This window comes from Micromonospora acroterricola (genome assembly GCF_003172955.1).
In the GTDB taxonomy this organism is placed as follows: Bacteria; Actinomycetota; Actinomycetes; order Mycobacteriales; family Micromonosporaceae; genus Micromonospora; species Micromonospora acroterricola.
Genome location: NZ_QGKR01000268.1, coordinates 1 through 25,229 on the forward strand (window position 1 = coordinate 1; position 25,229 = coordinate 25,229).

Genomic DNA, 25,229 nt, shown 5'->3' on the forward strand with positions numbered 1-25,229 from the left:
CTCCCCCACCGCCGGCGCCCCACCCGGAGCTGATCAAGAGGTTTGCGTCGCCGACAACGGGCCCGGCTGACGCAAACCTCTTGATCACCGGTTGCGGGCGGCGCGGAACGCGCGGGGTGGTCAGGCCGGGGCCAGCCAGCGGTGCAGGGTCGCGGCGCCGTCGCGGATCTTGGTGATTTCGACGTGCTCGTCGGGGTGGTGGGCCAGGTTCGGGTCCCCCGGGCCGAAGTTCAGCGCGGGGATGCCCATGGCCGCGAACCGGGCGACGTCCGTCCAGCCCAGCTTGCCGATCGGCGCCGCGCCGACCGCCGCCAGGAACTCCTTCGCCGGTGCCGCCTCGAGACCGGGGAGGGCACCGGCCGCCGAGTCGGTCACGGCCAGCTCGAAGCCCGCGAAGACCTCGCGCAGGTGCGCCTCCGCCTCGGCCGGCGTGCGGTCCGGGGCGAACCGGTAGTTGACCTCGATCTCACACCGGTCGGGGACCACGTTGCCGGCCACCCCGCCGTGGATCCGCACCGCGTTCATACCCTCGCGGTAGTCGCAGCCGTCGATCGTGACCCGGCGCGCCTCGTACGTCTGGAGCCGGCGCAGCACCTCACCCGCGGCGTGGATGGCGTTGACACCGTGCCAGGAGCGCGCCGAGTGGGCGCGTACGCCGGTGGTGGTGACCGTCGACCGCATGGTGCCCTGGCAGCCCGCCTCGACGATGCCGTACGTCGGCTCCAGCAGCACCGCGAAGTCCGCCTCCAGCCACCCCGGGTACGCCTGGGCGACGAGGTTCAGCCCGTTGTACCGCGACTCGATCTCCTCGGCCTCGTAGAAGAAGTACGTCACGTCGTAGCGCGGTTCGGGCAGGGTCACTGCCAGGTGCAGCGCGTACGCGACGCCGGACTTCATGTCGGAGGTGCCGCAGCCGTACATCAGGTCGCCGCGCATGGTGGAGGGGAAGTTGTTGTTCAGGGGCACCGTGTCCAGGTGCCCGGCCAGCACGACGCGCTGCGACCGACCGAGGTCGGTGCGCGCCATCACCGTGTTGCCGTGCCGGTGGGTGGTCAGGTGCGGTACGCCCCGCAGCACCTCTTCGACGCAGTCGGCTATCGCCTTCTCGTTGAGGGACACGGATTCCATGTCGACCAGGGCGCGGGTCAGCGCCACCGGATCGGCGAGGACCTCGGGGGTCAGCGGGTTCTCCATGGTTCGCACGGTACCTTCAGGTCTGTCAGCGCGAGGAGTGAGCTTGCGGCCTTCGCAGCCCCGACCGAGAGGTGAAACAGTGACGTCCGCAGATCCCGCCTGGGGCATCGGCCTGGCCACCGTCACCGCAGACGAGCAGGTGCTCGACACCTGGTACCCGACCGGCAAGCTGGGCCTGGGTGAGCTGCCGCTGGTCGCCGGTGAGGACGAGACGGACGTGCTCGACCTGCCGCCGGCCGCGCTCGGCGACCGGTCGCTGCCCGGTCTGCGTACCGTGCAGGTGGTCACCGTGATCGGCTCGCTGGACGACCCGATCAAGGACGCCCCGGACGCGTACCTCCGGTTGCACCTGCTCTCCCACCGCCTGGTCCGACCCAACCAGCTCAACCTGGACGGCATCTTCGGAAAGCTGGCCAACGTGGCCTGGACCTCCGCCGGGCCGTGCCCGCCGGAGCGGGTGGACGAACTACGGGTGATCGAGCGGGCCGCCGGCCGCCACCTGGCGGTGTACGGGGTGGACAAGTTCCCCCGGATGACCGACTACGTGGTCCCCTCCGGCGTGCGGATCGCCGACGCCGACCGGGTCCGGCTCGGCGCGCACCTGGCCGCCGGCACCACCGTGATGCACGAGGGCTTCTGCAACTTCAACGCCGGCACGCTCGGCACCTCGATGGTCGAGGGGCGGATCGTGCAGGGCGTGGTGGTCGGTGACGGCTCGGACGTGGGCGCCGGCGCCTCGATCATGGGCACCCTCTCCGGCGGCGGCACCGACAAGGTCCGAATCGGCGAGCGGAGCCTGGTGGGCGCGAACGCCGGCATCGGCATCTCGCTCGGCGACGACTGCGTGGTGGAGGCCGGCTGCTACGTCACGGCCGGTTCGAAGGTCAGCCTGCCGGACGGCCGGGTGGTCAAGGCCCGCGACCTCTCCGGCGTCAACGGGCTGCTGTTCTGGCGCAACTCGGTGACCGGCGCGCTGGAGGCCCGCCCGCGCACCGGCCGGGGCATCGAGCTGAACGCCGCCCTGCACGCCAACGACTGACGGCCCGTCCGGGTCCGCGGCGCTCGGCCGCGGACCCGGACGGGGTACGCCTCACCGCAGGCGGTACGCCTGGATGATCCGTTGCGTCACCGTGTTGCCGGCGGCGTCCCGGGCGGTTGCCCGCAGGGACGCGTACCCGGCGCCGGCGGGATGCCGGACGGTGGCCGTCCACCCGTGCCCGCCGTGGCGCACCGGGGCGGGTTGCCAGGTGCGGCCCCCGTCGTAGGAGACGTCGACGGTCAGCCCGGTGAGCCGCGCTGCGGGGGCGCCGGGCTGGCGCTGCACCTGCACCGGGATGACCAGGCTCCGGCCGGCCGGGGCGGTGTTGGCCGCGTCCAGCGGTGGCGTGAACCGGATGGCCGAGGCCGGCAACGGCCGGTGGTCCTCGCCGGGGACGTGCCGGGACCGGAACGTCCACGCCGCGCTGACCTCGGTGCTGAGATCGGTGAAGCTCCGCTTCGACGAGACCTCCAGCCGGTAGTCAGCGGCACCGGGCGGCACCGTGAACTGCCCGTAACCCGGATCCGGCAGCTCGCCGACCAGCACGCCGTCGCGGTAGAGGGCGGTCCGGGCGCTGTCGGCGACGGACCCACCGGCGTGCCCCTCGGCGTCGCTGTGCAGCGGCACGTCCACCCCGATCTCGTCACCGAGCCGTGTGATGCCCTGTCCGGGCCAGCGCGGTGCCGGGAAGGACGGCCCGTACGGTGCGGTGTTCCAGCTCTCCCGGGTGTGCCGGCCGGCCCGGTACGCCCGTGGTTCCGCCGTCAGCGCCGCCTTCAGGTCCGTCCACCCGTCCCCGGTGGGCACCCCGAACATCAGCTCCGAGGACCAGCGCACCCCGCGGGTGTTGTAGTGCTCGACCCGCTGGCCGGGCACCGTGGTGGGCTGGACGACCGCCCAGCCGCCCAGATCCGGGTCGAGGTGCGGGAAGACCACCCGCTCGGCGACCAGGCCCGGATAGCCGCCCCGGAACCGGTGCGTGACGGTGGCCAGCTCCCGGCTGCGGTAGGTCTTGTCGAAGCCGGTCGGCATCCGGCCGGGGAACTTCTCGGCGAGCGCGTACAGGTAGGGGCTGTTGGCGACCTCCGGCTGCGCCCACTGGCTGCCCAGCGTGGCGAAGAACCGGTCACCGGAGACCGCCCGGCCGAGGTGCCCGGTGGCCAGCCCGCTGAAGTCGAGCGCGATCAGGCCGAAGCCGTAGGCGCCCCCGTCGTCGGTGATCCAGTTCGCCCCGATGTCCACCAGCGCCGGCACGGCCGAGGGCTCCGGGACGGCGGTGCGCACCGGCCGGGCCTTCCGGCCGTCGACGGTGACCGTGGTGTCGCGGTCGAAGACCAGCTCCGGCTGCGCCAACTGGGCGAGCCCGTCCTCCGCGAAGAGGAGGCTGACGAGTCCGTAACGGCCCCTGGGCACCCGGATGTCGACGGTGCCGTCCGGGTCGTACAGGTCGAAGATGGCGAAGGTGTCCAGGTTGACCACCGCGGTGATGTGGTCGGTGGCGGCCGCGCCGGTGGCGTCCAGGTGCCGCACCGTGAGCTGGTAGCTCTCCACCTCCCGGTTGACCGCCACCGGGGTGACCGCCACCGCCGAACCGGAGCGGGCCACGATCCGTCCGGTCCAGTAGCCGTCCGTCCCGAGCCGGGTGTCGGTGGTGACGGTGGTGCCGGCGGTGCCGCCGGCGGGCACGGTGACCTGGCTGGCGCCGATGGTGAACATGCCGGCCGGTGCCGGCTGGCCGTCCGGGCCGGTCACCTCGAGGGTCAGGTTCAGGGTGACCGGTTCGGGGCCGTCGTTGCGCCAGTCGACCTCCCGGGTGATCGGGGTGTCGTCTCCGTGCGGCCAGGCGGGCTGGCCGAAGGAGACGCTGACCGGGTCGCTGACCACCCGCTGGGTGATCGCCCGGGCCACGTCGACCCGGCCGGCGCCCTGCTGGAAGGCGGTCTGCGCCGGGTGCGGCTTCGCCGAGGCCATCAGGGTGGCCTTGAGCTGGGCCGCCGCCCACCCGGTGTGCTGCTGGGCGAGCAGCGCCACCGCGCCGGTGACGTGCGGTGCGGCCATCGAGGTGCCGGAGAGCGAGACGTACGCCTCGCCCACCGGGTCGCCCAGCAGGGTGCCTTCACCGCGAGCGGCGACGATCTCCACCCCCGGGGCGGTGATGTCCGGCTTCAGCCCGCCGTCGCCCACCCGGGGACCCCGGCTGGAGAAGTCGGCCAGCGCGTCGTCGCGGTCCACCGCGCCCACCGAGAGGGCGGCGTCCGCGGTGCTCGGCGAGCCGACCGAGCCGTCGCTGCCGGCGTTGCCGGCGGAGATCACGAAGAGCGCGCCGGTCTGCGCGGTCAGTGACTCGACCGCGGCCTCCAACGGGTCGACGTCGGGCGTGTCGGGACCACCGAGGCTCATGTTGATCACGTCGGCGTGCTGGTCGACGGCGGCCCACTGCATGCCGGCCAGGATCGCCGACTCCGGGCAGCCCGCGTCCTCGCAGACCTTGCCGGAGAGCAGTGTGGCGTCCGGAGCGACGCCCCGGTACCTGCCGCCGGAAGCGGCGCCGCTGCCGGCGATGATCGAGGCGACGTGGGTGCCGTGCCCGACGGTGTCACGGGTGTCGGTGGCCTCGGTGAAGTTGCGCGCCTCGGCCACCCGCCCGGCCAGGTCGGGGTGGGCGGCGTCGATGCCGGTGTCCAGCACCGCGACCCGGACGCCCTGGCCGGTGAAGCCGGCCTGATGCGCGGCCGGCGCGCCGATCTGCGGGACGCTGTGGTCCAGGGTGACCCGCCGTCGACCGTCGAGCCAGATCCGGTCGGCACCCCCCGCCGTGCCGACCCGTGCGCCGGCGCCGGTGAGCGCCGCCCAGACCGTCGCGGCCCGCTTCTTGTCCGCCCTGGCGGCGACCCCGGCGATGGCCGGCAGTTGTGCGGTGACGTCCAGCCCGGCGGGCGCGGCGGCGGTCCGGCGGGCGCCCGCGTCGCCGGTCACCAGCACCGGCAGGTGGTCGCGACGGGCGTCGTCGTAGCCGGCGGCGATCAGCCCGGTGACGTCGAAGAGCCGGGCGTCGAGACGGCCGGCGCGGACCAGCGGCACGGCGTCCTGCGGCAGCACGCTGAGGTGCCCGTCCTGACGCGTGGTGATGAAGCGGATGTCGGTCCGCCCGGGGCCGGGGCGCACCGCGGCCGACCCGGACGCCGTGACGGTGACCCGGTCCCCGGTGAGCAGGGTGACAGTGGTCGGAGAGGGGGCGCCGGCCGCGGTGCGCGGGACGGCGTCCGGGGGGCTGCTGGCGGTGGGTGGACTCGCGACGGCGACGGCCGGACTGCCCAGCAAGAGGGCGACTACGGCGGCGGCGGCCATTCTGCTGCTTCGATGCAACGGATCCTCCTCGATGGAGCGTCGTTACCACAGGAGACGCATTGACCACCGTCAGGATTGCATACCGCGTATGCATAAGGAAGTCCAGAAAATTACGGAGCAACCAACCCTTATCGCGACTGGACCCGGCATCATCGACCGGTGACCTCCATGAAGGACCGGATGCTCGCCGGTGAGCCGTACCTCGCCGACGATCCCGAGATCATCGCTGACCTGGACCAGGCCGCCCGTCGGATGGAACGCTTCAACACCAGCTCCGCCGCCGACGAGGTGGCTCGCCTCGCGGCGCTGCGCGACCTGCTCGGCGAGCTGGGAGAGGGCACCTGGATCCGCCCGCCGTTCTACTGCGACTACGGCTGGCAGATCCGGATCGGACCACGCAGCTTCGTCAACTACCAGTCGGTTTTCCTCGACGTCGCACCGATCACCCTCGGCGCGGACGTCCAGGTTGGACCGAACGTGCAACTGCTCACCCCGACCCACCCGGTCGAGCCCGAACCGCGCCGCGACAAGTGGGAGGCGGCAAAGCCGATCACCATCGGCGACAACGTCTGGCTCGGCGGCGGCGCGATCGTACTGGCCGGGGTGACGATCGGCGCGAACACGGTCGTGGGCGCGGGCGCGGTGGTGACCCGGGACCTCCCCGCCAACGTGGTCGCGGTCGGCAATCCGGCCCGGGTGGTCCGTCAGCTCGACTGACCGTGCGGCGGGACCAGGCCCGACCGGCCCAGCGCCCGGGTCACGGTGCCGGCGGCTCGGGCAGGCGGACAACCAGGTCGGCGCGGTCGGCGGTGCCGCTGACCAGGGAGGCGTTGGACTCGTCGCTGCCCAGCGCCCACGCCCGCGCCTGCTCGGGCGACCGACCGTACGCCTCGTGCCGGGCGGTCAGCCGGCGCTGCCGTACCTCGGCGTCGAGGTCGAGGAACCAGACCTCGTGCAGCAGCTGCCGGATCTCCTGCCACGGGTCGTCCGACAGCAGCAGGTAGTTGCCCTCGGTCACCACCAGCCGGACCGACGGCGGCACCTCGATCGCCCCGGCCACCGGCTCCTCCAGCTCCCGGCGGAACTCCGGCGCGTAGACCGAGGTCGGCTCCAGCCGGCGCAACCGGCGCAGCAGCGAGACGTACCCGTTGGCGTCGAAGGTGTCGGCCGCGCCCTTGCGGCCGTCGCGGCCCAGCCGGACCAGCTGCGACTGCGCGAGGTGGAAGCCGTCCATCGGCACCAGCCGGGCGACCGGACCGACCTCGGCGACGACCCGCTCGGCCAGGGTGGACTTCCCCGCGCCCGGCGCGCCGGCGATGCCGAGCAGTTGGCGCGAGCCGGCCTCCGCCAGGGCGCGCGCCCGCGCCACCAGCTCGTCGACGGGAAGCACCCGGGCCGGCGGCATCAGCCCAGAACCGGGTCGCTGATGGTGAACCGCGCCTGCACGGCCGCCTGGACGGTCTGCGGCTGCGGATCCAACTCCAGCTCCGGCGGACCGCCACCGCCACCGCCGACGTCGAACGCCGCGCGGGCGAACATCGGCCGATCGGCGGGGCCGGCGTCGGCCAGCTCGATCAGCGAGACGACGTGCGCGCCCAGCGCCTCCGCGTACTCCCGGGCGCGCACCAGCGCGTCGCTGATCGCGGCGTGCCGCGCCTCCCGGTGTGCCGGGCTGTCCGGGCGCAGCTCCCACCAGGGGCCGGCCACCTCGACCTGGTCCTGGTCGGCCAACCGGAGCATCAACTCGCCGAGAGCGGTGAAGTCGGTGACGGTGACCGTGGTCGTGACACTGCCGTGCCAGGCCACCACCCGCTCGCCCGAACGCCGGGTCTCCGGCCGGACCCGCAGGTCGCCGGTCTCCCGCCGGGCCACGACCGGCCCGGAGCCGTCCAGCAGCACCCGGACGGCGGCGGCCCGCTCGGCGAGCCGGGTCAGCGTGGCCTCCCGGTCCCGGTCGCGAGCCGTCGCGGTCACCGCGAACCGGGCCAGCTCTGGCGGCACCTCCCGGTACGCCTCGCCGCGCACCTGCACCACCGGGCCGTCTGCCGCCATGCCCCTGAGCCTAGTCAGTCACCGGGAGCCATGCCGTGTAGGCGACGCTGCCGGTGTCGACCCGGCACCCGGTCAGGTGCCCACCGGCGTCGCCCAACTCCCGCAGCCAGGTCACCTCGGCGGCGTGATCACCCTCGGCGGGGAACTCGCGGTCCCGCTCGGCGTACCGCCGGTCGAGCAGCGCCGACCGGACCGCGGCGGCCTCCGCGTACCGGGCGGTGAGCGCCGCCGCGTCGCCGGCCCGCAGCGCGGCGGCCAGCCCGTCCAGGAACTCGGTCACGTCGGCCAACTCGTGCAGCACCCGGGCCCGGTTGCCGAGCAGCATGTTGGCGGTCCGCTCCGCCGGCGTGCCGGCGACCCGGGTGCCGTCCCGGAAGCTGCCCGCGGCGAGCGCCAGCACCGCATCGCGCAGCGGCGCCCGCTGCGCCGCCCCGGCCAGAGCGCCGGCCAGCAGGTGCGGCACGTGCGAGGCCAGCGCGGCCGCCGAGTCGTGCGCCGGCGCGGACATCGGCACCACCCGGGCGTCGAACAGCTCCACCAGCAGCCCGGTCAGCCAGCGGAAGCCGGCCGTCGCGGCGCCCGGCGCCGGGCACAGCACCCAGGCGGCACCGGCCAGCAGCGTCGTGGAGGCGGCGGCCAGGCCGGCGGACTCCGCGCCGGCCATCGGGTGCCCGGGCACGAACCGGTCGGTGAGCCCGAGCCGGTCGGCCGCCTCGGCCACCTCGACCTTGGTGCTGCCGACGTCGGTGAGCACACAGCCCGGCGCGGTGGCGGCGGCCACCCGGGCCAGCGTCCGGGGCAGGGTGGGCAGCGGACCGCCGAGGAAGACCACGTCCCGGTCGGCCACGGCCTGCTCGAGCGTGTCGGGTGCGGCCACGCCCCGGGCCCGGGCCTGCTCACGGGTCGCCAGGTCGGGATCCCAACCGGCCACGTCCAGGCCGGACTCGGCCAGGCGCAGCAGCACCGAGCCGCCGATCAGGCCGGTGCCGACCACAGCCGCCCGGATCCCGGCGTACCGCTTGGTCCCGCGGTCGGTCATGGCCGGGTCGCCGGGGTCAGGCCCGCAGCCGGCCGGCGACCGCGGCGACGTGCTCGTCGGACTCGGTCAGCGCCACCCGGACGTGCTGGTTCGCGGTGGGGCCGTAGAAGACACCGGCGGCGACCAGGATGCCGCGCCGGGCCAGCCAGTCGACCGTCTCCCAGCAGTCCTCACCGCGGGTCAGCCAGAGGTAGAGGCCGGCCTCCGAGTGCTCGACCGTGAAGCCGGCGCCGGTGAACGCGGCGGCCAGCACCGCACGGCGGGCCCGGTAGCGCTCCCGCTGCTCGTCGGCGTGTCGCTGGTCCTGCAGGGCGGCCACCATGGCCGCCTGCACGGGCGCGGGCACGATCATGCCGGCGTGTTTACGGACCTTCAGCAGCTCGGCGACGAGCGCCGGGTCACCGGCCACGAAACCGGCCCGGTAGCCGGCGAGGTTGGACCGCTTGGAGAGCGAGTGCACGGCGAGCACCCCGGTGTAGTCGCCGCCGCAGACCTGCGGGGAGAGCACCGAGACCGGCTCGGCCGACCAGCCGAGCGGCAGGTAGCACTCGTCGCTCGCCACCACCGCGCCGCGTTCCCGGGCCCAGTCGACCACCTTGCGCAGGTGCCCCGCCGGCAGCACCCGGCCGGTCGGGTTGCCCGGTGAGTTGATCCACACCAGGCGGACCCGGGAGGTCGGCCCGACCGCGGTCAGCGAGTCGGCGCGGACCACGGTGGCGCCGGCCAACCGGGCCCCGGCCTCGTAGGTCGGGTACGCGACCGACGGCACCACCACCACGTCACCGGCACCGACGCCGAGCAGCGTGGGCAGCCAGGCGACCAGCTCCTTGGAGCCGATGGTCGGCAGCACACCGAGACCGTCGACCCCCGCGCCACAGGCCCGGGCCACCCACGCCGCGATCGCGTCCCGCAATGCCGGCGTGCCGGCGGTCAGCGGGTAGCCGGGAGCGTCGGACGCGTCAGCCAGTGCCCGCCGGATCACCTCGGGCACCGGGTCGACCGGCGTGCCCATGGAGAGGTTGATCAGACCCTCGGGATGCGCCGCGGCCAGGGTGGCCGCGGCGGCCAGGGTGTCCCAGGTGTACTCGGGCAGCCGCGACGAGACCGGCGCGGAGCCGTTCAGTGGCCCTCGCCGCGCGGCGGCTGCGCGGCGACGAACGTGGCGTCCTTCTCCACCTTGCCGATCTTCGAGGCGCCCCCGGGCGAGCCCAGGTCCTCGAAGAACTCGTAGTTGGCGCCGGTGTAGTCCTTCCACTGCTCCGGGACGTCGTCCTCGTAGAAGATCGCCTCCACGGGGCAGACGGGCTCACAGGCACCACAGTCGACGCACTCGTCGGGGTGGATGTAGAGCATCCGGTTGCCCTCGTAAATGCAGTCGACCGGGCACTCCTCGATACATGCCTTGTCGAGCACATCCACGCACGGCTCGGCGATGATGTAGGTCACCGGTCTTCTCCTCCGCAAGACACGCCGCGATCTCCCGCGACGGTTAGAGCCTAGTATCTCGCCGGGGAGGGGGTCGATCGTGCTCCGACAGCAGGATGTGGGACACCGGATCGTGGTCCGCCGGATTGTGGGGATTCGCGAAGGCCGGCCGCTCTTCTCCGACGCCCTCGGCGAGTTGGTGGAGCTCAGCGAGACTCATCTCACGTTGGCCACCGCCCAGGGTCGGCTGCGGGTCCCGGTGGCCCAGGTGCACCGGGCCAAGCGGGTGCCGCCGACCCGCCGGCCGACCGCCGCCGCCGTGGTCGCGCTGGAACGGGCCGCCGACGAGGCCTGGCCGGCGCCCATCCGGGGCCAGCTCGGGGACTGGCTGCTCCGGACGGCCGACGGCTGGACCGGGCGGGCCAACTCGGCGCTGCCGATCGGCGACCCGGACCGGCCGCTCCCGGCGGCGGTGGACGCGGTCGAGCGCTGGTACGCCGAGCACGGTCAACCGGCGCTGATCAACACACCGCTGCCGCTCGCCGCGCCGGTCGGCGCCGAACTGGACGCCCGAGGTTGGGGCACCCGCCCGCCGACGCTGGTACAGACCGCGCCACTCCCCCTGGTCGACCGCACGGCCGGCGCGGGGGTCGACGGGGCCGGATCAGCGCTCGCCGGGGCGGGCGCCGATCCGGTCGACGGGGCCGGCGCGGGGGCCGCCGGGGTCAGCATCGAGCTGGTCGCCGCGCCGTCCGCGGCATGGCTGGCGATCGCCGCCGGCCGCAAGGGTGGCCTCCCCGACGCCGCCCGCCACGTGCTCACCGCCGTGGACCAGGTCCGCTTCGCCCACGTGTACGCCGACGGCACGCTGGTGGCGATCGGCCGGGGCACGGTGACCGGGCAGGGCCGCTGGCTCGGGCTGAGCCTCATCGAGGTGCTGCCGGAGGCGCGCCGGCAGGGGCTGGCACAGGCGGTGATCGCGGCGCTGGCCGACTGGGGCGGCTCGGCCGGGGCGACGCACGCCTTCCTCCAGGTGGAGCAGCGCAACGCCGCCGCGGTGGCGCTCTACCAGCGGCTCGGCTTCACCACTCACCACACCTACCTGACCCGGGTCGCTCCGCACTGACCCCGCTCCATCACCGCCCGTCGCGCGGCGCGGGACGGGTCAGCGGCGGACGACGCGGCGGGGCTTGGTGGTCTTGACCTCGGCGTACCGCTTGAGTTGCTGGGAACGGTGGTCGCGCCCGAGCGCGGTGAGCACCAGGTAGCCGATCAGCACCCCGACGCCGGTGGCGAGCAGGTAGAGCCAGATCTGGGCGAAGAACGTGCCCGCACCGCCGGCGAACGGGTTGTTGCCGACGAGCAGCGGCCCGACCAGCACCGTCAGCGCCATCGCCACCAGCACCGCGACGGCCACGTCGGCCGCCCACGTGCCCAGCGGCCGGCGGCGGCCCCAGCGGAAGGCCACCACGGCCAGGATCAGCCCGATCACCGCGAACATCGCCAGCGACACCCGGTCGGCGGCGGCGTCGTCACCGTCGAAGCCGAGCCGGATCGTCAGCCGGGCGACCACGTTGACCGCGAACAGCGCTCCCGCGAGCACCCAGACCTCACGCCACCGTCTGTCCATCGCACGACCTCCTGCCGTACGCCCCGTTCCGGGGCCACATCCCTGGCAGGAATATCTACCACCCGTACCTGGGTGGCGTCATCAGCCGCCGAGTGCCGGCGGCGGAGCGAGGATCTGCCGGAAGCCCATCACCGCGAAGGTCATCGCGCCGGCCACGATCATGGCCAGGCCGACCCAGTTGTCCCCGGCCAGCAGCAGATCGCCCTCGCTGGTCCGGACGGCGGCCACCGCCATCAGCGCGAACCACGGCACCGCGGGCAGCGCCACCGCCCACCGGCGGCCGACCGCCTCGTGCGCGAACCAGCTCAGCGCGATGTTGGCGCCGACGGCGAGCAGCGCCGACACGCCGATCAACTGCCCGCCGACCCGGACCGTGGAGAGCAACAGCTCCAGCACCCCGGTCAGCACCCCGGCCACGACCACGATGATCGCGCCGGCCAGCCGCAGGCCCAGGTCCAGCAGTCGCGGCGGTGGCCCCGCCGGGGGCGGGGCGTCCTGGCTTTCCACGACCGGCATCGGCGCGGCGGGCAGGGTCACCGGGAACCGGCCGCCGCGACCGGGCGCCGGTCGGAGGCGGTCTCGTCGGACAGGCCGGCGAAGAGGTCGTCCTCCCAGCCGTACGGGCCGGCGCCCGGGCCCTTCTCGCCGACCGCGAGCGTGTAGAACTCCACGCCCATGAACTCGCCGCCGAAGTTGCCGGCGATCGAGTAGAGCCAGGAGCTGGCCGGGATCTGCGTGGCGTGCGCCCGCATCGCGGCCTCCTTGGCGGTGTGCTGGTCCGTCGCGTCGATCCGGGCGGCGATCTGGGCGTCCGGGGTGCCGAAGGGCAGGTCGGCGATGTCCCGGATGCCGGCGAACGGGTTGTCCGAGGACTCGGCGAAGTGCGTCATGCCGGCCTCCAGCACGCTGATCGGCATGGCCGTCCAGTAGACCTTGGCCGGGGCGCAGCCCTCGGCGGCGGCCAGCTCGACGGCGCGCATCGCCACACGGTGCGCCTGGATGTGGTCGGGGTGACCGTAGAAGCCGTTCGGGTCGTACGTGATCAGCACCTGCGGGCGTACCTCCCGAAGGATCTCCACCAGGTGCCCGGCGGCCTCGTCGAGGTCGGCCTGCCAGAAGGCGCGGGGGTGGTCGTTGGTCGCGAGCCCCATCATGCCGGAGTCGCGGTAACGGCCGGCGCCGCCGAGGAAGCGGTGGTCGGTGACGCCGAGCGCCGCGCAGGCCTCGGCCAGCTCGGCGATCCGGTACCCGCCGAGCTGGTCGGCCTCGGCGGCGGCGAGCTGGGCCAGCGCCGGGACGTGGATCTCGCCCTCCTCGCCGAGGGTGCAGGTCACGAGCGTGACGTGCGCGCCGGTGGCGGCGTAGTGGGCCATCGTCGAGCCGGTGCCGATCGACTCGTCGTCGGGGTGCGCGTGGACCAGCAGCAGGCGGCGGTCGGGCAGCATCGTCACGACGGTCACTCTAACCGGCGGTTCCGCCCGGCGGCTGCCGACGCGTCCGCCCAGGTCGGCCACATCACGCCCGGCACGGCTCTACGATTTGGCCTGTGGACTTTCCGGAGCTGGCCGCCCGCACCCGCCGGTTCAGCCACGGCGCGCCGCGTGCTGTCTCCGTGTCCGAGGACGGCTCCCGAGTGATCTTCCTGCGCTCCGCCGGCCCGGAGGATCCGGCGGACGCGCTCTGGCTGCTGGACGTGGCCACCGCCGAGGAGCGGCTGGTCGCCGACCCGGCCACCCTGCTGGCCGACGGCGGCGACGCCAGCGCGCTGTCCCCGGGCGAGCGCGCGCTGCGGGAGCGGCTGCGGCTCAGCGCCGCCGGCATCGGCTCGTACGCGCTGGACGCCGCCGGCCGCGTGGCGGTGTTCGCGCTGGCCGGCCGGCTGTTCCGGGCCGATCTGGTGCACGGCGACGTGGTGGAGGTGGCCGCCGTCGGCCCGGTGCTGGACCCCCGGCCGGACCCGACCGGGCAGCGGCTGGCGTACGTGACGGACGCTGCCGAGGGCGTGCGCCGGGGCGAGCTGCGGGTGGTCGACGCCGACGGCACCGACACCCTGTTGGCCGGCGAGGACGCCGGGGTGAGCTGGGGGTTGGCCGAGCACATCGCGGCCGAGGAGTTCGGGCGGTTCCGCGGCTTCTGGTGGGCCCCGGACGGCGGGTCGATACTGGCCGCCCGGGTCGACGAGTCCCGGCTGGACCGCTGGCACCTGCACGACCCGGCCGAGCCGGCGAGCCCGCCGACCGCCGTCGCGTACCCCCGGGCGGGTGGGCCGAACGCGGAGGTCAGCCTGCACCTGCTGGACCTGGACGACGGCTGGGTCGACGTGCACTGGGACCGGGAGACCTACCCGTACCTGACCGGGGTCAGCTGGGCCGAGGGCAGCCCGCTGATCACCGTGCTGCGCCGCTCGCAGCAGCACGGGCTGGTGCTGGCGGTGGACCCGCGGACCGGTGAGACGCAGGTGCACGCCGAGCTGGCCGATCCGCGCTGGGTCGAGCCGATCGCCGGCACCCCGGCGCACCTGCCGGACGGCCGGGTGCTCGTCGGCGGCGAGCTGGCGCACGACGGGTACGACGCGCGGTGCCTGTTCGCCGACGGCACCCTGCTCACGCCGCCGTCGCTGTACGTGCGGCGGGTGGTGGGGCGGCTGCCCACCGGCACCGGCCCGGCCGACCTGCTGGTCGAGGCGAGCGACGGCGAGCCGAGCGAGCGGCACCTGTTCCGGGTCCGCACCACCATCGGTGGCGGGGTGGACGCCCGCCGTCTTACCACCGACTCCGGCTGGCACACCGCCGCCGTCGGCGGGGACGTGCTGGCGGTCGGGATGGCGTCGCTGGACCACGCCGGGGTGCGGTGGACGATCCGCCGCGGCGACCAGGAGCTGGCCCAGCTGTGGTCGTTGGCCGCCATCCCCCCGTACTCGCCACTGCCGCTGCTGGAACGCGTGACGGACCGGCGGCTCCCGGCGGCGGTGCTCTACCCCGACAACCATGTGACGGGCCGGCGGCTGCCGGTGCTGCTGGACATCTACGGCGGTCCGGGGCACCAGGAGGTGGTGGCCGCGCGGGCGGCCTGGCTGGAGCGGCAGTGGTGGGCCGACGCCGGGTTCGCGGTGGTCACCATCGACAACCGGGGTACGCCGGGCGTGGCGCCGTCGTTCGAGAAGGCGATCCACCGCCGGGTTGCCGACGTGATCCTGGCCGACCAGGTGGACGCGCTGACCGCGCTCGCCGGCAAGCACCCCGACCTGGACCTGAGCCGGGTGGGGGTGCGCGGCTGGTCGTTCGGGGGGTGGCTGGCCGGGCTGGCGGTGCTGCGCCACCCCGAGCTGTTCCGGTGCGGGATCGCGGGCGCCCCGGTCACCGACTGGGCGCTCTACGACACCGCGTACACCGAGCGCTACCTGGGGCTGCCCGAGGACGGGACGGACGTGTACGCGCACCACTCGCTGGTGGAGATGGCCGCGGAGCCGGTCACGGCCCCGGACCAGGCCCGACCGCTGCTGCTGGTGCACGGTCTGGCCGACGACAACGTGGTGGCGGCGCACACGCTCCGGCTCTCGGCGGCGTTGCTGCGCACCGGCCGGCCGCACGCCGTGCTGCCGCTGACCGGCGCCACGCACATGGCCGCGAACGGCACGGCCGAGCGCCTGCTCCCGCTGGAACTGGACTTCCTCCGCACCCACCTGCTGTGATCCCCGGCTACGCCGGGCCCGTGAATCTTGGACACTTTCCGTCAGCGCGGAACGGAAACTGTCCAAGATCTCCTGTTCGCGTCACCCGCGATTGTTCGCCTGGCGGAGCATCGCATCCTGTTCGGCGTCCGGCATGAGCTCCCGGACCTCCTGCGCACAGCGGCAAGCGACGGCGATCTTGGCAGCCCACGCCAGCGCCTCCTCGCGGGTGCCCACGTCGATGATCGAGAACCCGCCGATGACCTCCTTGGTCTCCGGGTAAGGCCCGTCGGCGACCGTCCCGTCCGTGGCCACGACGCTCGCCCGCTGGCGTTCGATACCAGCGCCGAAGACCCACACGCCGGCGGCATGGGCATCCTGGACCACCGCGTGCGAGGCCTTGCCCACGTCAGCCCAATCCCCGTCGGGGATGTGGTCCATCGCGCCATCACTGAAGGAGATCAAGTACCGGGTCATCCCATAGCTCCCTGGTCCGGGGCGGCCTCCCACAACCGCCTCTCCGCTTTCTACACCTTCACCTCGGCCCAGACATCGATCAACGCTGTTCGACGCCGTCATCGACCTGGCGGTGATCGGCTCCTCGCTGCTGGACCTCATTCAGGACGGCGGCGGCTACGTGGCCGCGTCACCCCCGCTTCGCCCGGAGCCGGTGCGGGGAATCCGGACCTTGGCGCTGGAGGTGCTACCGGACGGATCGCGGCTGGGCGAACTGGTCAAACTCGTCACCAGCGGCGACATCCCGCTCCGGGTCGCCGACGTGTACCCCTTCGCCGACGCGGCGACCGCCCACGAGCGGCTGGCCCAAGGCGGCGTCCGCGGCGGCGTGGTGATCGTCCCCTGATCCGCAGCGGAACCTCGGCTGTCGCGCTCCACCGCGAGCATGCCGCTCGCGCCACGGGCTTGTATCTCAAACCGCTTGAGATCGCATAGTGGGCGTCGTGGACAGAAACGAGCTGTACGCGATCGGGGATGTCGCCCGGCGGACCGGCCTGAGCGCCAGCGCCGTCCGGTACTACGCGGACGTCGGTGTCGTCACGCCGGCCGCCAGCACCCCGGCCGGTCACCGCACACGAGGCGCACCCCCGCGCGGGAACTCGGGCAAGGTATGGCCGGCATACCGGGCCGCAGATGCTCGGCCCGCGCCAGTGACCTGCCCAGCAGGAACGGCAAGGGTCCCCTCCCGACGACGCTGTCGGGAGGGGACCCTGCCTGCCTGCGATGTGACTTACGGCTTGACGTGCGCGTTCACGAACGACGGGTAGCCGAAGACGCTGGAGATGAAGACGCCGCCGGCCTTGGATCCGTGCACGTTGTAGGCCACGTCGACGAAGAGCGGCACCACCGGGGCGTGCTCCTTCATGATTCGCGCGTCGAGCTTGGCCCACTCCGGGCCCTGGTCGGCCGGGGGCAGCGCCAGGACGCGGTCCATCTCGGCGTTGATCGCCGGGTCGTTGAAGTAGGACTGGTTGCTGTTGCCCTCGGCCTTGATGGTGCGGCCGTCGTAGAGCACCGGCAGGATCGAGGCGCCGCTCGGCCAGTCCGCCGCCCAGTTACCGATGTACAGGTCCCAGGGGTTGTCCTTCTTCTTGATCTCGTCGAGCTTGGCGTCGTCCGAGATGTTCCGCAGCGTGATCTTGAAGCCGGCCCGCTCCAGGTTGGCCTTGAGCTGGGCACCCATCTGCTGCTCGGTCGTGTTGTCGGCGACACCGAGGACAAGCTCCGGCGTCTGCCCACCGAGCAGCTCCTTGACCTTGGCGACGTCGCCGTTGGTGCCCGCCGGGTACGCCTCGTACGCCTTGTAGCCGATGGTGGCCGGCGGCATGAGCGTGGTCAGCGGGGCGGCGACGGTCTGCCCGCCGAGCGCCTTGATCAGGCCCTCCCGGTCGATGGCGTAGTTGAGCGCCTGCCGGATCTTGAGGTCCTTGACCCGCTGGTTGTTGATGACGAGCTGGTTGGCGCTCGGGGTCGGCGAGAGGATGCTCCGCGACTTCAGCGAGGCGTCCCCGGCCACCTTGGCGACCAGCGAGGCCGGCACGAAGTTGAAGGCGAGCGCGCTCTGGTCGGCGCCGTTGTCGGCGATCACCCGGTTGTTGGCGGCGTCCGCGGTCGGGCCGAAGCTCCAGACGAACTGGTCCGGGTACTGGTGTCGGACCGGGTCGGTGTTCGGGTCCCAGTTGGGGTTGCGGTCCAGGGTGATCTGCACGCCGACCTGGTTCTTGGCGACCTTGTACGGGCCGGACGAGAACGGCTGCTTGTCCAGGTCGACGCCGGTGTCCTTGTCCGGCGGCAACGGCGCGGTGGTCGGCAGCGAGACCGCGAACGGCAGGTCACACCGCGGCTTGGCGAACTCGAAGCGCAGCGTCTTGGCGTCCGGGGTGGTCAGGCCGGGCGGCAGCGACGTCTTGTTCTTCTTGAAGTCCCACTTGGTGTCGAACTGCGGGCTGTCGGCCAGCCACTCCTGGATGTAGGTCGGGCCGCCGGACAGGTCCGGGTCGAAGGAGCGGGCGATGCCGTACGCGATCTCCTTGGAGGTGATCGGCCGGCCGTCCTCGAACTTCACCCCGTCCTTGACAGTGAATTCCCAGACCTTGCAGTCGTTGTTGACGTTCTTGCCCGGCGTCTCGGCCAGGTCACCGACGAGGACGAGGCCACCCTTGCCGTCGTCCTTCCAGGTGGTCAGGTAGCGGGCGAAGAGCGGGTTGGTCATCAGGCCGGCGAACGAGTACGTCCGCTGCGGGTCCAGGTGGGAGATCGGCGACTCCCGGATGATGGTGAAGGTGCCACCCTTCGCAGCGCCGCTCACCTCGGCCGCCGGCCCCTGGGAGTCCTTGGGGTCGGTCGCGATGACCCCGGTCTGCTGCCGTTCGGTGTCGACCGTGGTGCCCTCGCCCGTGTTCTCCGAGCACGCACCCAATGCCACAACCAGAGCGATCGCGCCGCCTGCGGCAACCGCCACGCGTGGTCGCATGAAGTACCTCCTTCACCCATGTGCCGTGCGATTTCGTCGGGGCGAGAACCGCCGACGTCCCGAGGATCGTAAGGAAGAAAACCTACGAGTTGTGTAACAGTTGTCGATAAATTTCGCCATCGGTGGGCGTCCGGACACCCGGTGGCTCAGCGCAGCCGGACCCGCGGGTCGATGGCCGCGTAGAGCAGGTCCACCAGCACGTTCGCCATCACCACGAAGACGGCCGCGATCAGCACGGTGGCCATGATGGTGGGCAGGTCGCCGGAGCGCACCGCGTCCACCGCCGTACGCCCCAGCCCCTGGATACCGAACGTGGTCTCGGTGATCACCGTGCCGCCCAACGCCCCACCGACGTCCAGGCCGGCGATCGTCACCACCGGCGTGATCGCCGCGCGCAGCGCGTGCCGCCCGTACACCGTGGGTTTGGCCAGGCCCTTGGCCCGCGCGGTGCGGACGAAGTCCTCCGACAGCGTCTCCAGCATCTGCGCCCGGGACAGCCGGGCGTAGATGGCCGAGAAGAGGAAGGCCAACGCGACCCAGGCCAGCACCAGACCACTGGCCCACTTCGCCGGATTGTCGAAGATCGAGGTGTAGCTGGGCACCGGCAGCAACCGCAGGTTGTAGACGAACACCAGCAGCAGCACCGCGCCCACGAAGTAGAGCTGCAACGAGGCGCCGGTCAGGGAGAAGCCGATCGCCATCCGGTCCAGCCAGGTGCCCCGGCGCAGCGCCGAGACCATGCCCAAGCCCACCCCGAGCAGCAGCCAGAGGATGGCCGCCGGGATCACGATGCTCAACGTCACCGGCAGCACCCGGGCGATGGTGTCCGACACCGCCTCGTTGGTGACGTACGACCAGCCCAGGCAGGGCGCGTCGCACCGGCCACCCTGGGCGCTGCCCAGGTCGCGCCCGGTCACGATGCCCTTCATGTAGCCGGCGTACTGGCTGACGAGCGGGTCGTTCAGGCCCAGGTCGTCGCGCACCCGCTCCAGCCGCTCCGGGTTGCAGTTCTTCGGGCACATGCCGGTGACGGGGTCGCGCGGTAGGGCGAAGAACATCAGGAAGGTCAGCACGCTCACCGCGAAGAGCGTCAGCGTGGCCGAGAAGAGCCGCTTGATCAGGAATCGCGACACCAGTGCCACCTTTCGTTCGCGACTGCGGGGCTCCGCTTCGCTGCACTCCTCGCGCTCACCATGGAGACCACCCCTACCGGGACGACTTCGGGTCGAGCGCGTCACGCAACGCGTCGCCGAAGAGGTTGAAGGCGAACACCAGCGCGAAGATCGTGATGCCCGGGAAGAACACGTACGCCGGGTCGGTCTGGAGGAAGTCCAGACTGCGGTAGATCATCCGGCCGAAGCTCGGCGTCTCGTCGCTGAGGCCGACGCCGATGAACGAGAGCGCGGCCTCGCTGGTGATGAACTGCGGCACCGCCAGCGAGAACGAGACCAAAATCGGCGCCCAGATGTTCGGCAGCAACTGCCGGAACAGCATGTGCCCCAGCCCGGCGCCGCTGGCCTTCGCCGCCTCCACGAACTCCCGCTCCCGCAGCGCGATCACCTGCCCACGTACCAGTCGGGCGGTGCTGGTCCAGCCGAAGATGGCGAAGACGGCGATCAGCACGCCGACCCCGAAGGCCGACGACACCTGCCCCCGCTCGCCGTAGAAGCGCAGCGTCAGGGTGGGCGTGAGCGCCAGCGCGATGATCAGGAACGGCATGGCCAGAGTCAGGTCGGTGATCCAGTTGATGACCGCGTCGAGCCAGCCGCCCAGGTAGCCGGCGAGCGCGCCGAGCACGATGCCGATCGTCGCGGTGATCAGGGCCGCCGCGAACGCGATGAACAGCGAGGTCCGCAGCCCGTAGATCAGGCGGATGAAGATGTCCCGGCCCAACCCCGGCTCCAGGCCGAACCAGTGGTCCCCGGTGACGCCCCCGGCGTAGCCCAGCGGCATGCCGAAGCCGTCCAGCAGCTTCTGGAACTGCTCACGCGGGCCCACGCCGTAGGCCATCTCGATCAGCGGAGCGGCCAGCCCCAGCAGCAGGAAGAAGACCAGCAGGGCGCCGCTGACCATGGCCGTCCGGTCGCGGCGCAACCGCAGCCAGGCGAGCTGACCGGGCGAACGGCCGACAACGCCCTTCACCCCGGGCCCGCCCGAGCCCGTGCCGGACTCGATCTCCGCCAGCGCCACACCCTCCACGGGCGACAGACTCACCGCGACACCTCCTCGACGATCGCCTCGGTCGCCCCGGCCACTTCGGGGAAGTGACACGCGGTGGCCTGGTCGCCGCCGTCGCGTGGGACGAGCGCCGGCTCCTCGGTGGCGCAGATGTCCCGCGCCTTCCAGCACCGGGTGCGGAACCGGCAACCCGACGGCGGGTCGAGCGGGGTGGGCACGTCGCCCGACAGCCGGATCCGGCCCGCCGGGCCGAGCCGGGTGACGTCCGGGATCGCCGAGAGCAACGCCCGGGTGTACGGGTGCTGCGGGCGCTCGTAGATGTCCGCCCGGTCACCGATCTCCACGATCCGCCCCAGGTACATCACCGCTACCCGTTGGCAGAAGTGCCGCACCACGGCCAGGTCGTGGGCGATGAACACGAACGCCAGGCCGAGGTCCCGTTGCAGGTCCCGCAGCAGGTTGACCACCTGCGCCTGGATCGACACGTCCAGCGCGGAGACCGGCTCGTCGGCGACGATCAGCTTCGGCCGCAGGGCCAGCGCGCGGGCGATGCCGATGCGCTGCCGCTGGCCGCCGGAGAACTCGTGCGGATACCGGTTGTAGTGCTCCGGGTTCAGCCCGACCAGCTCCAGCAGCTCCTGCACCCGGGCCTTGACGCCGCCCGGCGGCTTGATCCCGTTGACCTGCAACGGCATCGCCACGATCCGACCGACGGTGTGCCGGGGGTTCAGGGAGGCGTACGGGTCCTGGAAGATGATCTGGAGGTCCTGGCGCAGCGGGCGCAGCTCGCGCCGGCCGGCGTGGGTGATGTCCCGCCCGGCGAACTCGATGGTGCCGGCGGTCGGCTCCAGCAGCCGCACCAGCATCCGACCGGTGGTGGTCTTGCCGCAGCCGGATTCCCCCACCAGCCCGAGCGTCTCCCCCGGGCGCACGTCGAAGTCGAGCCCGTCCACCGCCCGCACCAGCCCGGTGGCGCGCAGCCCCTGGCGTACCGGGAAGTGCTTGGTCAGGCCGCGTACCCGCAGCAGCGGCTCGTCGGTCATCGGGCCACCCCCACGGACGCGACATCCTCGGCGTAGAACGTGGTCCGCTCTTCGGCTGTCAAATGGCAGGCGACCAGATGGCCGTCGGCGCCGGCAGGGCGCAGCTCGGGCACCTCGTTGCGGGACCGGTCACCGGGGCGGTCCGCGTACCGGCAGCGCGGGTGGAAGGCGCAGCCGGGCGGCAGGTTGATCAGGCTGGGCGGGTTGCCCCGGATCGGCAGCAGGTCCGCGTCCGCGTCGCCGTGCAGCGACGGCACGCTGGAGAGCAACCCCCAGGTGTACGGGTGCTGCGGCGAGCGGAGCACCTGCTCGACGCTGCCGTGCTCGACGGCCCGACCGCCGTACATGACCAGCACCTCGTCCGCGACCTGGCCGACCACGCCGAGATCGTGGGTGATCAGGATGATCGCGGAGTGGAACTCGGCCTGGAGGTCGGCGAGCAGGTCCAGGATCTGCGCCTGCACGGTGACGTCCAGCGCGGTGGTGGGCTCGTCGGCGATCAGCAGGGCCGGGTCGTTGACCAGCGCCATGGCGATCATCACCCGCTGACGCATGCCGCCGGAGAACTCGTGCGGGTACTGGTCGAAGCGTCGCGCCGGCTGCGGGATACCGACCCGGTCGAGCATGTCCACCGCCCGCTGGCGGGCCTCCCGCCGGCCGGCCTTCGGGTGGTGCACCCGGTACGCCTCGGCGATCTGCCGGCCCACCGTGTAGTAGGGGTGCAGCGCGGAGAGCGGGTCCTGGAAGATCATCGCCATGTCGCGGCCGCGCAGCCGGCGTACCTCCTCGTCGTGCAGGCCCACCAACTGCCGCCCGCCGACCGAGATCTCGCCGGTGATGGTGGCCCGCTTGGCGTCGTGCAGGCCGAGGATGGCGAGCGAGGTGACGCTCTTGCCCGAGCCGGACTCACCCACGATGCCCAGCGTGCGGCCCCGCTCGACGGCGAACGACACGCCGTCGACCGCGCGCACCACGCCGTCCTCGGTGTCGAACCGGACCCGCAGGTCGCTCACCCGCAGGTAGGCATCCTGGCCGGTGCGCTGCTCCGGCACGGTGGGACGGTCGTCCGGTCCCCCGGACGGCGCCGGATCCGAGCTGTCCACGGCCGCCTCCCTCAGTGACGAAGAGAACTTACAGCAAAGTCCCGAGGGTGAAAATAAGCTACAAAGTCGGCACCTGTCAGCGGGCCCGAGCGTAACGAGTCGGCATCGGCCTGAACACCCTCACCTCGCCATTCATGGCCATTCATGCTTCCCCCGCACGCCGAGTGCGACGGGGATGACGCCACCTCAGCTGCGATGGACACGTGCTTCCTGCTGGAATTCCTGGCCACCCGCTGCCCTGCACCGAGTCGGAATACCTCGCCCTCGGTGTCACGGCCTGCCGGATCGAACTCCTCGACGGCGGACTGCTCGTCGGACCTCCACCGACCGTCCGGCACCAGATGATCGCCGGTTCGCTGGCGACCGCGTTGGAACCCGGGTGCGCAGCGGCGGGCCACACCCTTCTTCCGGTGATCAACCTGCGGCTGGACGCCACGCGGATCCTCAATCCCGACCTGGTGGTGACCACCGAGCTGGACATCGCGGCGGCCTGCGTGCCAGCCAGCGCGGTCCTGCTGGTCGGCGAGATCACCGCGCCACACACCGCGGTCATCGACCGGCTGCTGAAACCGCACCTCTACGCGGCCGCCGGCATCGAGTGGTACCTGCTCGTCGAGCTGGACACCCTGACCATGCACCTCCATCAGCGGCAGGGCTCCCACTACGTGGAGCGGTCGACGACCAGGGCCGGCGAGGTGTTGGAGCTGACGGATCCGGTGCGGGCCACGATCCGCCCGGAGGACCTGCTCCCCTGACGGGCGTCGGTCGGCTGGCCTAGGGTCGGTCGCATGACCGAGTTCGACGCGGCCACCGCCGCCGTCCAGGCCGCCCTCGACGCCGGCGCCCGGTACGCCGACGCGCGCGTGATGCACCGCCGCTACGAGTCGATGACCGCCCGCAACGGCGACATCGAGGAGCTGACCCAGGACGAGAGCATCGGGCTCGGAGTTCGGGCGCTGGTCGGGGCGAGTTGGGGCTTCCACGCCGTACCCGATCTCTCCGACGCCGCCGCCCGCGACGCCGGCCGCCGCGCGGCCCGGACCGCGATGGCGAGCGCGCGGTTGCCCGGCCCGCCGGTCGACCTGGCGCCGGTCGAGGCGGTCACCGCGAGCTGGGCGTCGGGCTGCCGCATCGACCCGCTCGGGGTGCCGCTGTCGACCAAGGGCGACCTGCTGGTCGGCGCGACCCGCACGATGGCCGAGCACGGCGCCGACCTGGCCGAGGGGCTGTACCAGATCTGGGACACCGCCAAGTGGTTCGTCTCCAGCGAGGGCCACCGCATCGACCAGCGGATCCGCGAGTGCGGCGGCGGGATCTCGGCCACCTCGATCGGCGACGGCGAGACGCAGCGCCGCTCCTGGCCCAGCTACCGCGGGCAGTACGGCACCACCGGCTGGGAGCTGGTCGAGTCCCTCGACCTGGCCGCGCACGCCGCGCAGATCGCCGAGGAGTCCCGGGCGCTGCTCACCGCGCCGCCCTGCCCGGCCGGCGAGACGGATCTGATCCTCGGTGGCGAGCAGCTCGCCCTGCAGATCCACGAGTCGGTCGGGCACGCCATCGAGCTGGACCGGATCCTCGGCTGGGAGGCCGCGTTCGCCGGCACGTCCTGGCTGGACCTGGCCCAGCTCGGCTCGCTGCGCTACGGCTCCGAGCTGATGAACATCACGATCGACCCAACCATCCCGGGCGCGCTGGGCAGCTTCGGCTTCGACGACGAGGGCTCCCCGGCGGTCAAGCGGGACGCGGTCCGCGACGGACGGTGGGTGGGCGTGCTCGCGGGCCGGGACTCGGCCGCCATGGCGGGCCTCGACTACGGCGGCAGCGTACGGGCCGACGGGTGGGCGCGGCTGCCGATGGTGCGGATGACCAACGTGGGCCTGGAACCCGGCCCGCACACCCTGGACGAGATCATCGCCGCCACCGACGACGGGGTTCTGATGGACCTCAACCGGTCCTGGTCGATCGACGACAAGCGCCTCAACTTCCAGTTCGGCTGCGAGGTCGGCTGGGAGATCAAGAAGGGCCGGCGGGGGCGGATGTTGCGCAACCCCACCTACACGGGGATCGGCCCGCTCTTCTGGCGCTCGATGGACATGCTCTCCGGGGAGACGGTGCCCTGGGGCACGCCCAACTGCGGCAAGGGCCAGCCCGGCCAGACCGGGCACACCGGCCATCCGGCCGCGCCGGCCCGCTTCCGCAACGTCCGGGTGGGGGTGTCGGCATGACCGCCGGTGGGCCGACCGAACTGGAGCTGGCAGGACGGGTCGTCGAACTGGTCCGGCGCCTGGGCGGCCCGGCCGCTCAGGCCGAGGCGGTGGTGACGCGGGCCGACCTGGCGCTGACCCGGTTCGCCAACTCGGCCATCCACCAGAACGTCGCCGAGTCGACCGTCGGCGTCCGGCTGCGACTCCACGTCGACGGGCGCACCGCCGCTGGCAGCGGCAGTGTGGTCACCACCGACGGGCTGCACGCGCTGGTCGCGCGCACGCTGGCCGCGGCGCGCCTCTGCCCGCCCGACC

At 72.8% G+C, this 25,229-nt stretch carries 24 protein-coding genes and 1 pseudogene; 9 read left to right on the forward strand and 16 right to left on the reverse strand.

What is annotated here, in order from left to right:
• Nucleotides 1-120 precede the first annotated feature (120 nt).
• Nucleotides 121-1,194: a succinyl-diaminopimelate desuccinylase gene (dapE, locus tag DKT68_RS23480; RefSeq protein WP_109819561.1), complete on the reverse strand. Its 1,074-nt coding sequence runs from the start codon at nucleotides 1,192-1,194 to the stop codon at nucleotides 121-123.
• Nucleotides 1,195-1,273: 79 nt separating this feature from the next.
• Here dapE and dapD point away from each other — a divergent pair, with 79 nt between their 5' ends.
• A complete protein-coding gene (dapD, locus tag DKT68_RS23485) occupies nucleotides 1,274-2,233 on the forward strand; it encodes a 2,3,4,5-tetrahydropyridine-2,6-dicarboxylate N-succinyltransferase (RefSeq protein ID WP_109819562.1) in 960 nt (319 codons plus the stop codon).
• Nucleotides 2,234-2,284: 51 nt separating this feature from the next.
• On the opposite strand, the gene DKT68_RS23490 is transcribed toward dapD, so the two are convergent.
• Nucleotides 2,285-5,581 (reverse strand): S8 family serine peptidase, encoded by a 3,297-nt coding sequence (locus DKT68_RS23490; RefSeq protein ID WP_109819563.1) that lies wholly within the window; start codon nucleotides 5,579-5,581, stop codon nucleotides 2,285-2,287.
• A gap of 159 nt (nucleotides 5,582-5,740) precedes the next feature.
• On the opposite strand from DKT68_RS23490, the gene DKT68_RS23495 reads away from it, so the two are divergent.
• Nucleotides 5,741-6,298 (forward strand): sugar O-acetyltransferase, encoded by a 558-nt coding sequence (locus tag DKT68_RS23495; protein WP_109819564.1) that lies wholly within the window; start codon nucleotides 5,741-5,743, stop codon nucleotides 6,296-6,298.
• 40 nt (nucleotides 6,299-6,338) lie between these two features.
• On the opposite strand, the gene DKT68_RS23500 is transcribed toward DKT68_RS23495, so the two are convergent.
• From DKT68_RS23500 to fdxA, 5 genes are read right to left on the reverse strand one after another with little or no spacing between them, the layout of a single operon-like run.
• On the reverse strand, nucleotides 6,339-6,986 hold the full coding sequence (locus DKT68_RS23500) for a nucleoside/nucleotide kinase family protein (RefSeq protein ID WP_109819565.1): 648 nt from the start codon (nucleotides 6,984-6,986) through the stop codon (nucleotides 6,339-6,341).
• Nucleotides 6,986-7,633, reverse strand: coding sequence for an SIMPL domain-containing protein (locus DKT68_RS23505; protein WP_109819566.1), 648 nt, complete (start codon nucleotides 7,631-7,633; stop codon nucleotides 6,986-6,988). Before DKT68_RS23505 ends, DKT68_RS23500 begins: the two co-directional genes overlap by 1 nt.
• Nucleotides 7,634-7,643: 10 nt before the next feature.
• Complete coding sequence (locus DKT68_RS23510; protein WP_109819567.1) at nucleotides 7,644-8,672, reverse strand: prephenate dehydrogenase; 1,029 nt, start codon at nucleotides 8,670-8,672, stop codon at nucleotides 7,644-7,646.
• A gap of 16 nt (nucleotides 8,673-8,688) precedes the next feature.
• A complete protein-coding gene (gene dapC, locus DKT68_RS23515) occupies nucleotides 8,689-9,795 on the reverse strand; it encodes a succinyldiaminopimelate transaminase (RefSeq protein ID WP_330848946.1) in 1,107 nt (368 codons plus the stop codon).
• Nucleotides 9,792-10,118: a ferredoxin gene (gene fdxA / locus DKT68_RS23520; RefSeq protein ID WP_007464872.1), complete on the reverse strand. Its 327-nt coding sequence runs from the start codon at nucleotides 10,116-10,118 to the stop codon at nucleotides 9,792-9,794. Before fdxA ends, dapC begins: the two co-directional genes overlap by 4 nt.
• Nucleotides 10,119-10,197: 79 nt before the next feature.
• On the opposite strand from fdxA, the gene DKT68_RS23525 reads away from it, so the two are divergent.
• Nucleotides 10,198-11,223 (forward strand): GNAT family N-acetyltransferase, encoded by a 1,026-nt coding sequence (locus DKT68_RS23525; RefSeq protein WP_109819569.1) that lies wholly within the window; start codon nucleotides 10,198-10,200, stop codon nucleotides 11,221-11,223.
• 39 nt (nucleotides 11,224-11,262) lie between these two features.
• Here the strand turns inward: DKT68_RS23525 and DKT68_RS23530 are convergent, their stop codons facing one another.
• The 3 genes from DKT68_RS23530 to mshB form a co-directional block, all read right to left on the reverse strand.
• Nucleotides 11,263-11,727, reverse strand: a complete 465-nt coding sequence (locus DKT68_RS23530; protein ID WP_109819570.1) for a hypothetical protein — start codon at nucleotides 11,725-11,727, stop codon at nucleotides 11,263-11,265.
• A gap of 81 nt (nucleotides 11,728-11,808) precedes the next feature.
• A complete protein-coding gene (locus tag DKT68_RS23535; RefSeq protein ID WP_109819581.1) occupies nucleotides 11,809-12,243 on the reverse strand; it encodes a hypothetical protein in 435 nt (144 codons plus the stop codon).
• Nucleotides 12,244-12,260: 17 nt separating this feature from the next.
• Complete coding sequence (gene mshB / locus DKT68_RS23540) at nucleotides 12,261-13,187, reverse strand: N-acetyl-1-D-myo-inositol-2-amino-2-deoxy-alpha-D-glucopyranoside deacetylase (protein ID WP_201749165.1); 927 nt, start codon at nucleotides 13,185-13,187, stop codon at nucleotides 12,261-12,263.
• A gap of 86 nt (nucleotides 13,188-13,273) precedes the next feature.
• Here mshB and DKT68_RS23545 point away from each other — a divergent pair, with 86 nt between their 5' ends.
• Nucleotides 13,274-15,418, forward strand: a complete 2,145-nt coding sequence (locus DKT68_RS23545) for a S9 family peptidase (protein ID WP_109819572.1) — start codon at nucleotides 13,274-13,276, stop codon at nucleotides 15,416-15,418.
• Nucleotides 15,419-15,499: 81 nt separating this feature from the next.
• On the opposite strand, the gene DKT68_RS23550 is transcribed toward DKT68_RS23545, so the two are convergent.
• Nucleotides 15,500-15,874 (reverse strand): YciI family protein, encoded by a 375-nt coding sequence (locus DKT68_RS23550; protein WP_109819573.1) that lies wholly within the window; start codon nucleotides 15,872-15,874, stop codon nucleotides 15,500-15,502.
• Between the two features lie 100 nt (nucleotides 15,875-15,974).
• Here DKT68_RS23550 and DKT68_RS23555 point away from each other — a divergent pair, with 100 nt between their 5' ends.
• Nucleotides 15,975-16,259 (forward strand): zinc-binding dehydrogenase, encoded by a 285-nt coding sequence (locus tag DKT68_RS23555; protein WP_269089872.1) that lies wholly within the window; start codon nucleotides 15,975-15,977, stop codon nucleotides 16,257-16,259.
• 97 nt (nucleotides 16,260-16,356) lie between these two features.
• Nucleotides 16,357-16,485: pseudogene (locus tag DKT68_RS23560) on the forward strand (MerR family DNA-binding transcriptional regulator); the annotation flags it as partial.
• A gap of 158 nt (nucleotides 16,486-16,643) precedes the next feature.
• Here the strand turns inward: DKT68_RS23560 and DKT68_RS23565 are convergent.
• From DKT68_RS23565 to DKT68_RS23585, 5 genes are all read right to left on the reverse strand, one after another.
• Complete coding sequence (locus DKT68_RS23565) at nucleotides 16,644-18,386, reverse strand: ABC transporter substrate-binding protein (protein ID WP_109819575.1); 1,743 nt, start codon at nucleotides 18,384-18,386, stop codon at nucleotides 16,644-16,646.
• A gap of 146 nt (nucleotides 18,387-18,532) precedes the next feature.
• Nucleotides 18,533-19,519: an ABC transporter permease gene (locus tag DKT68_RS23570; RefSeq protein WP_109819582.1), complete on the reverse strand. Its 987-nt coding sequence runs from the start codon at nucleotides 19,517-19,519 to the stop codon at nucleotides 18,533-18,535.
• Between the two features lie 73 nt (nucleotides 19,520-19,592).
• On the reverse strand, nucleotides 19,593-20,600 hold the full coding sequence (locus tag DKT68_RS23575) for an ABC transporter permease (protein ID WP_109819576.1): 1,008 nt from the start codon (nucleotides 20,598-20,600) through the stop codon (nucleotides 19,593-19,595).
• Nucleotides 20,597-21,607 (reverse strand): ABC transporter ATP-binding protein, encoded by a 1,011-nt coding sequence (locus DKT68_RS23580; protein ID WP_109819577.1) that lies wholly within the window; start codon nucleotides 21,605-21,607, stop codon nucleotides 20,597-20,599. Before DKT68_RS23580 ends, DKT68_RS23575 begins: the two co-directional genes overlap by 4 nt.
• Nucleotides 21,604-22,659, reverse strand: coding sequence for an ABC transporter ATP-binding protein (locus tag DKT68_RS23585; RefSeq protein ID WP_201749168.1), 1,056 nt, complete (start codon nucleotides 22,657-22,659; stop codon nucleotides 21,604-21,606). Before DKT68_RS23585 ends, DKT68_RS23580 begins: the two co-directional genes overlap by 4 nt.
• 254 nt (nucleotides 22,660-22,913) lie before the next feature.
• Between DKT68_RS23585 and DKT68_RS23590 the strand changes: the two genes are divergently transcribed.
• The 3 genes from DKT68_RS23590 to DKT68_RS23600 all read left to right on the forward strand — a co-directional run.
• Nucleotides 22,914-23,465, forward strand: a complete 552-nt coding sequence (locus DKT68_RS23590; protein ID WP_109819579.1) for a Uma2 family endonuclease — start codon at nucleotides 22,914-22,916, stop codon at nucleotides 23,463-23,465.
• A 33-nt stretch (nucleotides 23,466-23,498) separates the two neighbouring features.
• Entirely contained in the window at nucleotides 23,499-24,935 is a 1,437-nt protein-coding gene (locus DKT68_RS23595) for a TldD/PmbA family protein (RefSeq protein ID WP_109819580.1), read from the forward strand.
• Nucleotides 24,932-25,229 (forward strand): PmbA/TldA family metallopeptidase (locus DKT68_RS23600; RefSeq protein WP_330848945.1); only part of this gene is annotated, 298 nt, incomplete at its 3' end. The genes DKT68_RS23595 and DKT68_RS23600, both read left to right, overlap by 4 nt.